This is a genomic window from Sinorhizobium sp. BG8 (assembly GCF_016864555.1).
GTDB lineage: Bacteria > Pseudomonadota > Alphaproteobacteria > Rhizobiales > Rhizobiaceae > BG8.
On the sequence record NZ_CP044011.1, the window covers coordinates 1,507,501 to 1,521,850 of the forward strand.

The window sequence follows — 14,350 nt, forward strand, 5'->3', positions numbered from 1 at the left end:
AGGACGTGATACGCTGCGATAAGCCGTGGGGAGCTGCGAATGAGCTTTGATCCATGGATCTCCGAATGGGGCAACCCACCTTAAATGCTTGGAAAATCCAGACTGTTCGCAAGGACGGCCTGGGTTTCCAAGCATTGTGATAAGGTATCTTACCTTCGAATACATAGGGGTAAGAAGCGAACGCAGGGAACTGAAACATCTAAGTACCTGCAGGAAAGGACATCAACCGAGACTCCGTAAGTAGTGGCGAGCGAACGCGGACCAGGCCAGTGGCATCAGGCGATGAAGTGGAACGGAATGGAAAGTCCGGCCTTAGCGGGTGATAGCCCCGTACACGTAGAATACCTGATGTCCTTGAGTAGGGCGGGACACGTGAAATCCTGTCTGAACATGGGGAGACCACTCTCCAAGCCTAAGTACTCGTGCATGACCGATAGCGAACAAGTACCGTGAGGGAAAGGTGAAAAGCACCCCGACAAGGGGAGTGAAAGAGAACCTGAAACCGGTTGCCTACAAACAGTCGGAGGGCGCAAGCCTGACGGCGTACCTTTTGTATAATGGGTCAACGACTTAGTGTGACGAGCAAGCTTAAGCCGATAGGTGGAGGCGCAGCGAAAGCGAGTCTGAACAGGGCGTTCAGTTCGTCGCATTAGACCCGAAACCGAGTGATCTAGCCATGAGCAGGTTGAAGGTTGGGTAACACCAACTGGAGGACCGAACCCGCATCTGTTGCAATAGATTGGGATGACTTGTGGCTAGGGGTGAAAGGCCAATCAAACTCGGAAATAGCTGGTTCTCCGCGAAAACTATTTAGGTAGTGCGTCGACCGAATACCCTCGGGGGTAGAGCACTGGATGGGCTATGGGGACTCACCGTCTTACTGATCCTAACCAAACTCCGAATACCGAGGAGTACTAGTCGGCAGACACACGGCGGGTGCTAACGTCCGTCGTGAAGAGGGCAACAACCCTGACCTCCAGCTAAGGTCCCCAAGTCATGGCTAAGTGGGAAAGGATGTGAGGATCCCAAAACAACCAGGATGTTGGCTTAGAAGCAGCCATCATTTAAAGAAAGCGTAACAGCTCACTGGTCTAAATAAGGGTCTTTGCGCCGAAAATGTAACGGGGCTAAAGCCATGCACCGAAGCTGAGGATGTGGTAGCAATACCACGTGGTAGCGGAGCGTTCCGTAAGCCTGTGAAGGGATACCCGTGAGGGGTCCTGGAGGTATCGGAAGTGCGAATGTTGACATGAGTAACGATAAAGAGGGTGAGAGACCCTCTCGCCGAAAGACCAAGGGTTCCTGCTTAAAGTTAATCTGAGCAGGGTTAGCCGGCCCCTAAGACGAGGCGGACACGCGTAGTCGATGGGAACCACGTTAATATTCGTGGGCCTGGTGGTAGTGACGGATCGCACAAGTTGTTCAACCTTATTGGATTGGTTGGGCGGCGGAGCGGTTCCAGGAAATAGCTCCACCATTATAGACCGTACCCGAAACCGACACAGGTGGTCAGGTAGAGTATACCAAGGCGCTTGAGAGAACTGCGTTGAAGGAACTCGGCAAATTGCACGCGTAACTTCGGAAGAAGCGTGACCCCAATCTACGCAAGTATGTTGGGGTGGCACAGACCAGGGGGTAGCGACTGTTTATCAAAAACACAGGGCTCTGCGAAGTCGCAAGACGACGTATAGGGTCTGACGCCTGCCCGGTGCTGGAAGGTTAAGAGGAGAGGTGCAAGCTTTGAATCGAAGCCCCAGTAAACGGCGGCCGTAACTATAACGGTCCTAAGGTAGCGAAATTCCTTGTCGGGTAAGTTCCGACCTGCACGAATGGCGTAACGACTTCCCCGCTGTCTCCAACGCAGACTCAGTGAAATTGAATTCCCCGTGAAGATGCGGGGTTCCTGCGGTCAGACGGAAAGACCCCGTGCACCTTTACTATAGCTTTACACTGGCATTCGTGTCGGCATGTGTAGGATAGGTGGTAGGCTTTGAAGCAGGGACGCCAGTTTCTGTGGAGCCATCCTTGAAATACCACCCTTATCGTCATGGATGTCTAACCGCGGCCCGTCATCCGGGTCCGGGACAGTGTATGGTGGGTAGTTTGACTGGGGCGGTCGCCTCCGAAAGAGTAACGGAGGCGCGCGATGGTGGGCTCAGACCGGTCGGAAATCGGTCGTCGAGTGCAATGGCATAAGCCCGCCTGACTGCGAGACTGACAAGTCGAGCAGAGACGAAAGTCGGTCATAGTGATCCGGTGGTCCCGCGTGGAAGGGCCATCGCTCAACGGATAAAAGGTACGCCGGGGATAACAGGCTGATGACCCCCAAGAGTCCATATCGACGGGGTTGTTTGGCACCTCGATGTCGGCTCATCGCATCCTGGGGCTGGAGCAGGTCCCAAGGGTTTGGCTGTTCGCCAATTAAAGCGGTACGTGAGCTGGGTTCAGAACGTCGTGAGACAGTTCGGTCCCTATCTGCCGTGGGTGTAGGAATATTGACAGGATCTGTCCCTAGTACGAGAGGACCGGGATGGACATATCTCTGGTGGACCTGTTGTCCTGCCAAGGGCATAGCAGGGTAGCTATATATGGAAGGGATAACCGCTGAAGGCATCTAAGCGGGAAACCCACCTGAAAACGAGTATTCCCTTGAGAGCCGTGGAAGACGACCACGTTGATAGGCCGGGTGTGGAAGCGCAGCAATGTGTGAAGCTTACCGGTACTAATCGCTCGATTGGCTTGATCGTTCTCATTGAAAATGCTCATCTCAAGGCCAACGCGTCAGCGTTGGTCCTGATAGAGCCAAGGCGAAAGCCTTTGCGACGGGCCCGGCAAATGCAAGGCATTTGTCCGGTTTGTTGCTCCAAAGACGTGTTCACAAAAGACAAAACATGATCGCAAGATCATTACCAGCTTCTCATCAACTTGCCCTTAGCCGACCTGGTGGTTCTGGCGGGGTGGCTGCACCCGTTCCCATTCCGAACACGGCCGTGAAACGCCCCAGCGCCGATGGTACTTCGTCTTAAGACGCGGGAGAGTAGGTCGCTGCCAGGTCTGCTAAAGGCAAGTTGAAAACATAGATCCCCTTCTCATCACACACTCGGCCCAAGCCGATCAAAAAAAGGGCCGCGCAAAGCGGCCTTTATGCGTTATAATCCTCGACAGCTTCGAGGTCTTCGAACTCAACGGTATTTTGCCCAATGGCAAAAACCGGTCGGTATTTTGCCAAGGCAAAAGCCAGGTAACGCGGGGTGGAGCAGCCCGGTAGCTCGTCAGGCTCATAACCTGAAGGCCGCAGGTTCAAATCCTGCCCCCGCAACCAAACATCACAAAGCCCCGCTCGGAGAAATCCGGCGGGGCTTTCTGCGTTAAAGCGCATCCGAAAACACGACCATGCTGGAAAGCGGCAAGGCTGAGAGGGGAGGGGCGTCAGACCCCAGGGCAGCCTGATCGCGAACAGTTCGCTGCGGGGCAGTGGTCGGCCTGATATTGAGGCTATGGATCGCGCTGAGGCAGGCATTTCATCACTCGCCCGGCAGGATGTGCGATGCGTTCGGCCGCCAGGACACCCAGATGGGAGCGCCAGGCTCGAGATTGAGGCTGTCGAGCTCATCGTGGCTCTTCTGTGCCTTGATCTCGATCTGGGCCGAACCTTCGAGGTGGACCACGGCGGTTGCTCCGACAAACTCTTCGCCGACGACGGAAGCTTCCAGCGAGTTCCAGTCGCGCGATGGGCGGTCCCGGCTGAGGTTGATGCGGTCGCTCGAAATGGCAAAGGTCACCTTGTCGCCGGGGGACAGGTGTTTCGCGCTTTCACCGGGCACATGGAATTCGCCGGCAGGCGTCGCGATCCTCATCGTGCCGGCATCAACGCCGGAGACCTTCCCCGGGAAAATGTTCGACGATCCGAGGAATTCCGCGACAAAGCGCGTCCGCGGTGCGCGGTAGATCTCCTGCGGCGTGCCGATCTGCTCGATCTTGCCACGGCTCATGATCACGACCCGGTCGGCCATGGAGAAGGCCTCCGACTGGCTGTGGGTGACATAGACGAAGGTGATGCCGAGTTCGCGCTGCAGGTTCGAGAGCACGGTCTGCATCCTGACCTTGAGATGGGCGTCGAGTGCGGAGAGCGGCTCGTCGAGCAGCAGGATCTCCGGCTCGGTGACCAGCGAGCGCGCGAGCGCGACGCGCTGGCGCTGGCCGCCGGAGAGATGGGCGACGTTACGCTCGGCGAATTCCGTTATCTGCATGCGGTCGAGCCATTTTTCGACACGTTCCCGACGCTCGGCCTTGGCGACGCCGCGCATGCGCAGGCTGAACTCGACATTCTCGCGGACGGTGAGGAAGGGAAATAGCGCCAGGCTCTGCCAGACCATCGGCGTGTCGCGCTGCCAGGTCGGCAGATCGTTGATGCGCTTTCCGGCGAGGCGGATCTCGCCCTCGCTGGGCGTCTCCAGTCCGGCCAGCATCCTGAGTGTCGTGGTCTTTCCGCAGCCGGACGAACCCATGATCGCGAGGAATTCGCCCTTGCGGATTTCGAGGTTGATCGGGCTGACGGCAGTGAAATTGCCATAGCGCTTGGCGACGCCGTCGAAGGTGACGAGAGGTTGTTGCTGGGTCATGAGCTGCTTGCTCCGTTGTTGGCCGTCACCGGCGCGTTGCTGCGTTTCATGATGAGGATCTGGGCGAGGATCACCAGCGTGATCGAGGCGAGGAAGACGAAGGTGCCGATGACGTTGATGCGCGGGCTCACCTGTCCCTGCAGGAAGCCGAGTACCTTGACCGGCAGCGTCTCGTTGAGGCCCGAGACGAACCAGGAGACGGCAAATTCGTCGAAAGAAACTGCCATGGTGATCATCAGCGAGGCGAAGATGGCCGGTTTGCAGAAGGGAACAATGACGTGGCGCATGGCCATCCATTCCGAGGCGCCGAGGTTCCAGGCCGCGGCTTCCAATGACGGATCCATCTGCGACAGTCGCAGCCGGGTGATTGCCATGGCGAAGGGCGCGCACATCACGACATGGGCGATGATGACGGAATGGATTGCGCCAGAGAGGCTGATGTTGGAGAGGAAGGCCAGCATGGCGAGGCCGAGGATCACGACCGGGATCGTTGGCGGCAGCATCGCGAGCGCGACATAGACCGTCTTGCCGAAGAAGCGGTAGCGAAAGTCTGTGTAGGCGGCGCCGAAGCCGAACAGGGTCGAGAGCACGGAGACCACGACGCCGACGATCAACGTGTTGCGCAGGCCTTCGAAGACCAGCGGATCGTTTGCGACCGCGTCGTACCAGACGGTCGAGAAACCGCCGAGCGGAAGCGAGGGGAAGCGGTCGATATTGAACGAGAAAACGAAGCTCGCGGCAATGGGCGCGAAGATGAAGGCGAGCGCGAGCACGATATAGGCCTTCAGCGCCCAGTCGATTGCGATGTTGCGGTTATGGGTCATTTTCCGCGCTCCCTGTAGGCATAGCGCACGACGGTGAAAGCAACGGCGAGCAGGGTCGCGATCATGACGAGCGCGATGACCGCCGCGCGGGGCCACTGCTGGCCGGACTTGGTCGTGTCGGTGATGAGGATAGACAGCGTCGGAGGATCGCCGCCGCCGAGATAGAGCGGGCTGACGAAATCACCGAAGGTCAGGATGAAGCAGAAGAGGGCCGCGACCACCAGGCCGACCTTGGCGGCGGGGATGATCACCTCGAAGACGGTCCGCAACCGGCCGCAGCGCAGGTTGTGTGCCGCCTCGACCAGGTTCCTGTCGACGAAGACGAGGCTGAAGAGCTGGAGCAGGATGACCAGCGGTAGGCTCAGCGTCAGATACCCGACCATCTGGCCGAAGACGGAGTTCAGCATGCCATAGGGACCGAGGCCGACCTTGGCGAAGAGCGCGTTGAAGATTCCGTTGTCGGAGAGGAAGATCTGCCAGGAATAGATGCGCACGAGATAGCTGGTGAAGAAGGGCAGGACCATCAGGAACACGATCCAGCGCCGTGCCTGTTCCTTGAGTTTGAAGGCGATGGCATAGGCGCAGGGAAAAGCGATGGCGCTGGTGATGACAGCAGTCGCGGCGGCGAGCGACAGGGTCCTGAGATACGCATCCCAGAAGATGCCGCGACCCAGCACATGCGCCCAGTTGGTGAAGACGAAGGCCGGCTCCATGCGGAAGTTCCGTACTGTCCAGAAGCTGAGCGCCACCAGGAAGAGGAGTGGCGCCAGGAAGAAGGCGAGTTGCCAGAGGAGGAGCGGCACCGAGAAGGTCAGGCCGTAAAGCGTGATCGATTTCCGCATTCTGGGGGCTCCCGGGCGAGAGGTGGCCGCCGGCCGCTTCGTGGCGTGGTCTGGCTCGGGAGCGGGCAGCACGCCCGGTCCCAGAGCCGCGGCGAGCGAGGGCCTCATGCGCCCTTGTACTCGGACCAGAAGTCGTTCCATTCCTCCAGGCTCTGCTGGATAGGCAACTGGCGATAGTGGATCCGGCCGGAGCGGATGAGGTCCATGACATTGCTCTGATCGAGCAACATGCCCTGGCGCTTGGCCTCCTCGGGCGTTTCCCTGGCGAGCAGTTCCCAGCCCTTGCGGTTGGGGATCAGCGCCGGATAGGCGGCCATGTTGGCCGACTTCACTTGGCCCTTGGCCGAGGTGATGTACTGGATCCACTTCTGTGCGATGTCCGCCTTGGCCGAGCCCTTGCCGATCGAGAAGGATTCCGTCCATTGCAGGCCGCCTTCCTCGGGGATGACGCTGCGGACCTTGCCGCCGTTCTTTTCCAGCGTGCCGGTGATCCAGTCGCCGATGCCGGCCATGGCCAGCATCTGGCCGTTCTGGAGCGAGGAGAAGGTGCCGCCGTAATCGAAGAATCCGCCAATCTGCGGGCGCAGCGTCGTGGTCTTCTCTTTAAGCTTCTCCCAGGCGCCGGCGTCGATGTCGAAGGGCGACTTGTTGCCGTCAAGCAGGCTGATCTCGCCGAGATTGGGCAGGTGCCAGTCGAAATGGCCGACCTTCCCCTTGAGCTTCTCGTTCCAGAAGACGTTGTAGCTCATGGCCTCCTTTTCAGTGATCGCCTCGGTGTTGTAGGCGACGCCGAGGAAGCCGAAGCGGGCGAAGACCGAGAAGAGCTTGTCGTCCTGCCAGTGTCCGGCGAAATGCTGGAACTCGGGGAAGTAATCGTCGAACGGGTAATCCTTCGGATCGAGCTCCTCTATGTATCCGGCGGCATTGAGCTGCTGCACATATTCGGCATCGGACAGGATGATGTCGAAGGTGCCGGGAGGGGACTGGGCGATCAGGCCCAGCATGTTGTCGCCGCCGGTATAGTATTTCGGCTTGAACTTGACGTTATGCTCGGCCTCGAACTCGGCCACCATGTCAGGCTCGGCATGGCCGTACCAGGCGAGCATGGTGACTTCGGTTGGCGCGGCGAAGGCGCGGCGGTTGATGAGAGGCGTGGCGAGAACCGCACCGCCGAGGGCGGCTGACGTCCTGAGGAACTGGCGTCGAGTTGCGGAAAGTGTCGAGAGATCTTTGGTCATGGCATTCCCCTTTTCCTGTTGTTTTGGGGAAGGCTATGCAGGGTCGACGCATTTGAAAAATTAATTGTCGTAATTTTCGCATTAAGGAAGCTTATTGACGGACGAGCTCGACATGCCGGCGCGTTGGGTCACCGGAAACGCCGGCTTCATCAAGGCGCGCGATGATGTGGTTGACCAGCCCGATACCCGCATCCGACAGGCGCGGATGCTTGTAGAACAGGCCGACACGGATCTCCGCGAGCGGCGGAAAGCCGTCCTCTTCGGTCAGCGCCCGCATGCCGGGAAGCATCGTGTAGCGGGTCAGCGCGCTCACCCCGAGGCCATTGACCACGGCGTTCTGCAGACCGGCAATGCCGGGGCCGGTATAGGCGATGCGCCAGCGGACCTGCGCGCCATCCAGCGCCTGGATCATCCGCGCACGATAGGCGCAGCCCTCGGGGTGGGCGGCAAGCGGCACGCCCTTGGTCGTATCGAGACTGCCATTGTCGGCCGCGGCCCAGATCGGCCGTTCGATCCACGAGCGCGAGAGATACTGCGTGTGCCCACTATTGGCCATGCCGACCACGATATCGAGTTCGTCGGCGTGAAGGCGTTCGAGGATTTCGGCGCTCCAGCCGCAATGCAACTCGAGCGAGATTTCCGGATGCTGGCGGGTGTATTCGGTAATGACGCCCTGCAGGAAGGCGACGGCATAGTCGTTGGGCAGGCCGACGCGCAGTACGCCTGATATCTTCGACCGGTTGAAATAGGACGCTGCCTCGTCGTTGAGCCGCAGGATTTCCCGTGCGTAGCTCAACAGCATCTCGCCTTCCGAGGTCAGGAGCAGCGAACGACCGACCTGCCTGACCAGGGGCGCGCCGACCAGTTCCTCAAGTCTGCGCATCTGCAAGGAGATCGCCGGCTGGGTGCGGCCCAGGGCATCGCCGGCCTTGGTATAGGCGCCGAGATCGATCACCGAGACGAAGGTGCGCAGCAGGTCGGTCTGGAAGTTGATGATGTTCCGCATTGGATTTGCATTCCTTATGCAGTGATGACGAATATAAATTTCCCATATCTTTGGCTTGATATCAAATCAAAGCTCCCGATCCATGAAAGGAGCTTGCCATGCCTGAACAGACTGTCTTTGCCGCCGAGCTTTCCTGGCCCGATTACGATGCCCGCGTGCGCGACGGATCGACGCCGATCCTGCTGCCCGTGGGTTCGATGGAGCAGCACGGGTGCCACATGCCGATGAATGTCGATGTGCTCTTGCCGGTCGAGTTCGCGCGGCGGGTGGCCGGGCGGACGGGCGCGCTGGTGGCGCCGCCTTTCACCTATGGCTACAAATCGCACCAGAAATCCGGCGGCGGCAACCATCTGCCGGGTACGACCAGCCTCGACGGCGCGACGCTGGTCGCGGCGTTGCGCGATGTGATCAAGGAGTTCGCCCGCCACGGCGTGCGCCGGATCTGCCTGGTCAACGGCCATTTCGAGAATTCCTGGTTCATCATCGAAGGCATCGATCTCGCGCTTCGCGAACTCAAATGGGGTGGCATCGACGACATGAAGATCGTCGTCCTTTCCTATTGGGACTTCGTCGACAAGGCGACGATCGCGCGCCTCTATCCCAACGGCTTCACCGGCTGGGATCTCGAACATGGCGGCGTGCTGGAGACTTCGCTGATGCTGGCGCTCTATCCGCATCAGGTCATGCTGGACCGCGCCGTCGACCACGCGCCTGCAAGTTTCCCGCCCTATGACGTCTATCCCGCCAAGCCCGAATGGACGCCCTCCTGCGGCACCCTGTCCTCGCCCAAGGAAGCCTCGGCCGAGAAGGGCGAGATTTTGCTCAAGGTCTGCGTCGACGCCATCGTGCAGGCGCTCGAAACCGAATTTCCTCGCAAGGGCTGACGCGAAAAGGTGGCGGGAGGGCCTTGGCCAACCCCGCCACCAAACGACGCTACAGGGGGTGCCGCGTCAGTTTCTGATGACGTTGTGCTCCGGACCGAAGGGGAAGCCGGTGATGTTCTCGGCGCCGTCCTCCTTGACGATCAGGATGTCATGTTCGCGATAGCCACCCGCACCCGGCATGCCCTCGGGCAGCATGACCATCGGCTCCATCGACACGACCATGCCCGGCTCCAGCACCGTCTCGATATCCTCGCGCAGCTCCACGCCCGCCTCGCGGCCGTAATAGTGGCTGAGCACGCCAAAGGAATGGCCGTAGCCGAAGGAGCGGTATTTCAGCAGATCCCACTCGCGATACATGTCGTTGAGCTCGATCGCGATATCCTTGCAGCGCGCGCCCGGCTTGATCAGTTCAAGGCCGCGACGATGCACGGCGACGTTCTTTTCCCAGATATCGAGGCTCGCTTCGTCGACATGGTCGCAGAACAGGGTGCGTTCGAGCGCGGTGTAGTAGCCGAAGATCATCGGGAAGGTGTTGAGCGAAAGGATATCGCCCGACTGGACTTTTCGATTGGTGACCGGGTTGTGGGCGCCATCGGTATTGATGCCCGACTGGAACCAGGTCCAGGTGTCCATCAGTTCGACATAGGGAAAGGTTTCCGCGATTGCACGGGTCATGGCATTGGTGGTGGCGATCGCGACTTCATGTTCTGGTACACCGGCCTTGACGGCTGCCACACAGGCCGCCCCGCCGAGATCGCAGATGCGGGTTCCGTGGCGGATCAGCGTCTGCTCTTCGAGCGACTTGATCGTGCGCATCCACATCGAGGGCTGGCCGACATCGACGAATTCGACGCCCGGAAGTGCTTCTTCAAGCTGACGGCGGAAGTCGAGATTGACATGATCGAACTCAATGCCGACGCGCTTGGCTCCCTGGGTGAGCTGGCGCGCTGCGCGATAGAAATTGTCGCGGCGCCAGTCGGTATAGGTGATGTTGTCGCCAAAGCTGCGCCGCCAGGGCTGGCCGCCATCGATGCCTGCCGAGATGGTGGTGGCGTTCTCATGGTCGATGACCATGCCGTACTTGCGGCCGAAATAGCAGTAGAGCCAGCCGGAATAGTAGTTGATGCAATGGTAGGAGGTGAGCAATGCGGCATCGACGTCGTTCTTCGCCATCCAGCCGCGCAGGTCATTCTGTCGGCGGCTCATTTCCTCGGCAGAGAAGGGGGAGAACTCCTTCTCGCCATTATGCCATTTCATCACGTGCAACATATCGTCGGTCATCGAGCTTTCCTCCTTGAATGGAATGAGACAGCCCGAAGCTAGCGACGACGCTTGCATTTCAGAAATTTATTCAGCTGATGCAAAAATAAGCAAGACTTATCGCATCCGATGGCGAACTGCGCGGCTCGTAGTGCACACGCCTGCTGCCTAGTCTGCGTTCAGATTGCTCACGTCGATGTCGGCCGAGGCGATGTTTTCCTCGACATGCGCAATATTGCCGCTGCCAGGGATAGGCAGCATCACCGGGCTGCGTTTGAGAAGCCAGGCAAGTGCTACCTGGCTGGGCTTGAGGCTGTTGCGTCGAGCGAAATTGTCCAGAGGGGACTGCGTGCCGGAAAGACCGCCGGATGCAAGGGGATGCCACGGTATGAAGCCAATGGCATTTGCCTCGCAGTACACGAGTACATCTTCACTCTGACGGTTGGCCACATTGTAGAGGTTTTGGACGGTGCTGACCGGAAAGAGTTGCTGCGCGGCCTTTATTTGATCGACCGATACCTGGCTCAGGCCCGCGTGCCGGATGATGCCTTCGTCCAGCAATTGTCTGACGGCTGCAAACTGCTCGCCTGTCGGCACTTGCGGGTCTATCCGGTGCAGGTGCCACAAATCGATCCGGTCCACGCCGAGTTTCAGGAGGCTTCTTTTTGCCTGCGCAATCAGGTGTTCAGGCCGGCCGTCCGGCCGCCACATGTCGGGACCGTCACGCACGAGGCCGGCCTTGGTCGCGACCACCATGCCGTCATAGGGATGCAGCGCTTCGCGTATGAGTTCCTCCGATACGTCAGGGCCGTAGGAATCCGCCGTGTCGATGAAGTTCACGCCGATGCGCGGTAAATGCCGAAGAAGCTTGATCGCGCCGGCAGGATCAGCCGGAGGACCCCAGTTTCCCGGTCCGGTCAGATGCAAGGCTCCATATCCCAATCGCGCCACTTCAAGGTCGCCGCCGATGCGGAAGGTGCCGGCACGGGATGCGTTGACGTTCGACATCAGATCACTCCTGTTTCATCGGATGTTGCGCGGACCACGGACCGATCGGCTGTTCCGGCGTCTTACCCGGGCGGCTGGCACCGACCCGCAGCATCCCCGGTCATCCGGTGGAGAGCCTCATGCCGCTAGCCGTCTCTGGGCCCATGCCTGGTCGATGAAGGCGCTCGCATTCTTGAGCGCCCGCATCCCTTCCGGCAGGATCGCGGCAAGCCTGTGCCAGACATGAAACATGCCCGGCCACACTTCCAGGGACACTCTAACCCGATTTTCCGCAAGGTACGTCGCCAAACGCATCGCATCGTTCAGCATGACTTCGCTCTCGCCGATTGCCGCATTTTCAGCGGCAGAACTATTGGGCGAGATAACCGCCGTCGATGTTCAGCTCGATCCCGGTGACGTAGCTGGCCTCGTCGGAGGCAAGATAGAGGCAGCCATAGGCGATCTCCATCGGTTTTCCGCCACGCTTCATCGGAGTCATGGCGATGACGGCTTCGTTCAGGTCGGCTGCCTGCGCATCGGTGAGCGGTGTGTGTATGAAGCCCGGATGCACCGAGTTGACGCGGATTCCGTCGGAGACATAAGTCATCGCTGCGTTTTTCGACATGTTGCGAACGGCGCTCTTGGCGGCATGATAGGAGTGCGCACCCGCGACAGCCGCACTACCCCAGATCGATGAGATGTTGACGATCGAACCCGCCTGCTGTTTGCGCATGACGCGAACTGCCTCCCGCATGCCGAGGAAGACCCCCGTCTGATCGACGGCGATCATCTGCAGCCACTCCTTCATCTCCAGCTTGTCCAGGGGCTCGTACGCAATAATCCCGGCATTGTTGATCAGCACGTCAAGTCGCCCGTGCTTTTTTACGATCGCGGCGACCACCGTTGCCCATTGTTCTTCGCTGGTGACATCATGCGTGACCGTTTCGATGGCCCCGGGATATGGCGTGGGCGGCGGCTTGATGTCGCTGGCAACGACGATGGCCCCCTCGCGATGGAACAGTTCGGCCGTGGCGAAGCCAATACCGCCTGCGGCACCGGTAACCAATGCAACTTTGCCCTGAAGTCTCATATCGCAACCCCTTTCCGGTCTGATGGATCTGGTGAATCGCGGTTGTTGCTTGTCCCCATGCAGCGATCCGAGGCGTCTGCTAATTGGCTGCAGGGGCAAGAACTTCCATTCGCATCACTTTCACTCCGCCGTCCGCGAGGTCCGGCAGTTTGGCAAACCATTCCTGAACATAGGGCATGGCGTTGTGGGCCTCGAAATCCGCTTCGTTGGCGAAGATTTCGTAGAATATGAAGTGCCCGGGGCTCTCGCGATTTTCCTGGAGAAAATAGACGAGGTTTGCTGGATCGCCGCGGACAAGGTCTATGAGGGGAAGGGTGATGGCGCGCAGTTCCGCTTCCTTGCCGGGCTTGGCACGGACTTCGGCGACGATCGAGTATGTTCCGCCGGCAATCTTCGTGTAGCCTTGACCCGGGCCCTCCTGGGCGAGTGCGCCAGTATGGAGAACCGGGCCTGCGAGCAGGCCCGCGAGGACGACTATCGGAATCTTCAGCCGCAGCGTTGTGAACATGTCGGTTCTCCTTTTCCCGCCGAGCGCGGAGCGCTGGTCCGGCCGCCAAACATGGCTGCCGGCTCTCAGAGTTGATGGTGATGGCTGTTGCGCCTACTTGGCGCTTGCAAGCTGCAGATGCGCCGCCAAGGCATCAGAGAACCGCTTTTTCACGGGTCCAAGCGCCTTGACGAATTCGAGCTGCTCTCCCTCGGGGCCCTTGCAGTAGATCAGCTCCCAGCCATCCGACGGGGCGACCGTCACCTTGTTGGTGTTGGTGTCGAGGGGAGCAGCCTTTCGTTCCTCTTCAGTCGAAACGCGAATGATGCGATTTGCCCGCACCTGCGTCATTCCGCGTCGCGCGGACTCGGCCTCCAGATCGGCGATGAACTGGTTGAAGTCGACGTCGTCCCGGATATGGAAGCAGATGTGCATCATTCGCGGGAAAGCCGGGCTCATGTGCTCGACCGGTTCGGCGAAAGCCTTGGGGCCGCCCATCGGTTGGTCGGCATCGCGATACTGCAAGAGTTCGATCACGACGTTGTCGAACTGGATGAACCGCACGTCGAGACGTTGCGCGCCACCCCGAAGGTCAGGCACGCCGATCGTCCGCGGATTGACACCGAGCTGATTGGCCAGGATCTCCTGGTCGGCGAGAAGGGTGTTCTGGACTGCGTCGCCCTGGAAGTCACCGTGGCGAAAGACTTCTGTCCCACCGAGCACGGCGGTATAGAACTCATATGCGCGGTCCATGTTCTGCACGGTGAGACCAAAATGCTGTACGCCCTGGAGCCGCGCGCCCAGCGAATTCGGATCGCGGGTCACGACGGGCGTTTCCTCAGCGGACGCGGTTGCGTTGACCGAAAGGGCGGCGGCAATTCCACCAATTGCAACGCCTCCGGCTGCGCGCAGGACGGCGCGACGATCTGGATCGTCTAAAGGGGCGGCTGGCTTTTGCTGGTTCGACATGGTTTCTTCCTATCGATCACGTGGTGACTGGCGGAATTCTAGCGCTGCCGCGGTTGCGGGTGTTGTTAAGATCGGTGAAATCTGGTGAACGGAGCCGCGATCCGATCAGTGCTTTCCCGACCGCTGGCCGCGCTTCCGTTC

At 59.6% G+C, this 14,350-nt stretch carries 12 protein-coding genes, 1 tRNA gene and 2 rRNA genes (1 of these 15 cut by a window edge); 4 read left to right on the top strand and 11 right to left on the bottom strand.

The window, feature by feature from the left end:
- From F3Y30_RS07030 to F3Y30_RS07040, 3 genes are all read left to right on the top strand, one after another.
- Nucleotides 1–2,747: ribosomal RNA gene (locus F3Y30_RS07030) — 23S ribosomal RNA — on the top strand (it extends 53 nt beyond the left edge of the window).
- Between the two features lie 192 nt (nt 2,748–2,939).
- Nucleotides 2,940–3,054, top strand: a 5S ribosomal RNA gene (gene rrf / locus F3Y30_RS07035).
- 191 nt (nt 3,055–3,245) lie between these two features.
- A tRNA-Met gene (locus F3Y30_RS07040) sits at nt 3,246–3,322 on the top strand.
- Between the two features lie 202 nt (nt 3,323–3,524).
- On the opposite strand, the gene F3Y30_RS07045 is transcribed toward F3Y30_RS07040, so the two are convergent.
- From F3Y30_RS07045 to F3Y30_RS07065, 5 genes are all read right to left on the bottom strand, one after another.
- Complete coding sequence (locus tag F3Y30_RS07045) at nt 3,525–4,622, bottom strand: ABC transporter ATP-binding protein (RefSeq protein ID WP_203425767.1); 1,098 nt, start codon at nt 4,620–4,622, stop codon at nt 3,525–3,527.
- The gene (locus tag F3Y30_RS07050) at nt 4,619–5,446 is read right to left on the bottom strand and encodes an ABC transporter permease (protein ID WP_203425768.1); all 828 of its coding nucleotides are present in this window, start codon (nt 5,444–5,446) and stop codon (nt 4,619–4,621) included. The genes F3Y30_RS07045 and F3Y30_RS07050 overlap by 4 nt, the downstream gene beginning before the upstream one ends.
- The gene (locus tag F3Y30_RS07055) at nt 5,443–6,288 is read right to left on the bottom strand and encodes an ABC transporter permease (protein WP_203425769.1); all 846 of its coding nucleotides are present in this window, start codon (nt 6,286–6,288) and stop codon (nt 5,443–5,445) included. Before F3Y30_RS07055 ends, F3Y30_RS07050 begins: the two co-directional genes overlap by 4 nt.
- A gap of 104 nt (nt 6,289–6,392) precedes the next feature.
- Nucleotides 6,393–7,526 (bottom strand): extracellular solute-binding protein, encoded by a 1,134-nt coding sequence (locus tag F3Y30_RS07060; protein WP_203425770.1) that lies wholly within the window; start codon nt 7,524–7,526, stop codon nt 6,393–6,395.
- A gap of 91 nt (nt 7,527–7,617) precedes the next feature.
- Nucleotides 7,618–8,532, bottom strand: coding sequence for a LysR substrate-binding domain-containing protein (locus F3Y30_RS07065; protein WP_203425771.1), 915 nt, complete (start codon nt 8,530–8,532; stop codon nt 7,618–7,620).
- Between the two features lie 98 nt (nt 8,533–8,630).
- Between F3Y30_RS07065 and F3Y30_RS07070 the strand changes: the two genes are divergently transcribed.
- On the top strand, nt 8,631–9,416 hold the full coding sequence (locus tag F3Y30_RS07070) for a creatininase (RefSeq protein WP_203425772.1): 786 nt from the start codon (nt 8,631–8,633) through the stop codon (nt 9,414–9,416).
- A gap of 66 nt (nt 9,417–9,482) precedes the next feature.
- On the opposite strand, the gene F3Y30_RS07075 is transcribed toward F3Y30_RS07070, so the two are convergent.
- The 6 genes from F3Y30_RS07075 to F3Y30_RS07100 form a co-directional block, all read right to left on the bottom strand.
- Nucleotides 9,483–10,697, bottom strand: coding sequence for a M24 family metallopeptidase (locus F3Y30_RS07075; protein ID WP_203425773.1), 1,215 nt, complete (start codon nt 10,695–10,697; stop codon nt 9,483–9,485).
- Nucleotides 10,698–10,844: 147 nt separating this feature from the next.
- A complete protein-coding gene (locus tag F3Y30_RS07080; protein WP_203425774.1) occupies nt 10,845–11,684 on the bottom strand; it encodes an aldo/keto reductase in 840 nt (279 codons plus the stop codon).
- Nucleotides 11,685–11,801: 117 nt separating this feature from the next.
- Nucleotides 11,802–11,939 (bottom strand): hypothetical protein, encoded by a 138-nt coding sequence (locus F3Y30_RS07085; RefSeq protein WP_203425775.1) that lies wholly within the window; start codon nt 11,937–11,939, stop codon nt 11,802–11,804.
- Nucleotides 11,940–12,033: 94 nt separating this feature from the next.
- Nucleotides 12,034–12,753 carry an SDR family oxidoreductase gene (locus tag F3Y30_RS07090; RefSeq protein ID WP_203425776.1) on the bottom strand — a complete coding sequence of 240 codons (720 nt, stop codon included), beginning with the start codon at nt 12,751–12,753 and terminating at the stop codon, nt 12,034–12,036.
- Between the two features lie 79 nt (nt 12,754–12,832).
- Complete coding sequence (locus F3Y30_RS07095) at nt 12,833–13,261, bottom strand: putative quinol monooxygenase (RefSeq protein ID WP_203425777.1); 429 nt, start codon at nt 13,259–13,261, stop codon at nt 12,833–12,835.
- A gap of 93 nt (nt 13,262–13,354) precedes the next feature.
- Nucleotides 13,355–14,209 (bottom strand): VOC family protein, encoded by an 855-nt coding sequence (locus tag F3Y30_RS07100; protein WP_203425778.1) that lies wholly within the window; start codon nt 14,207–14,209, stop codon nt 13,355–13,357.
- Nucleotides 14,210–14,350 lie beyond the last annotated feature (141 nt).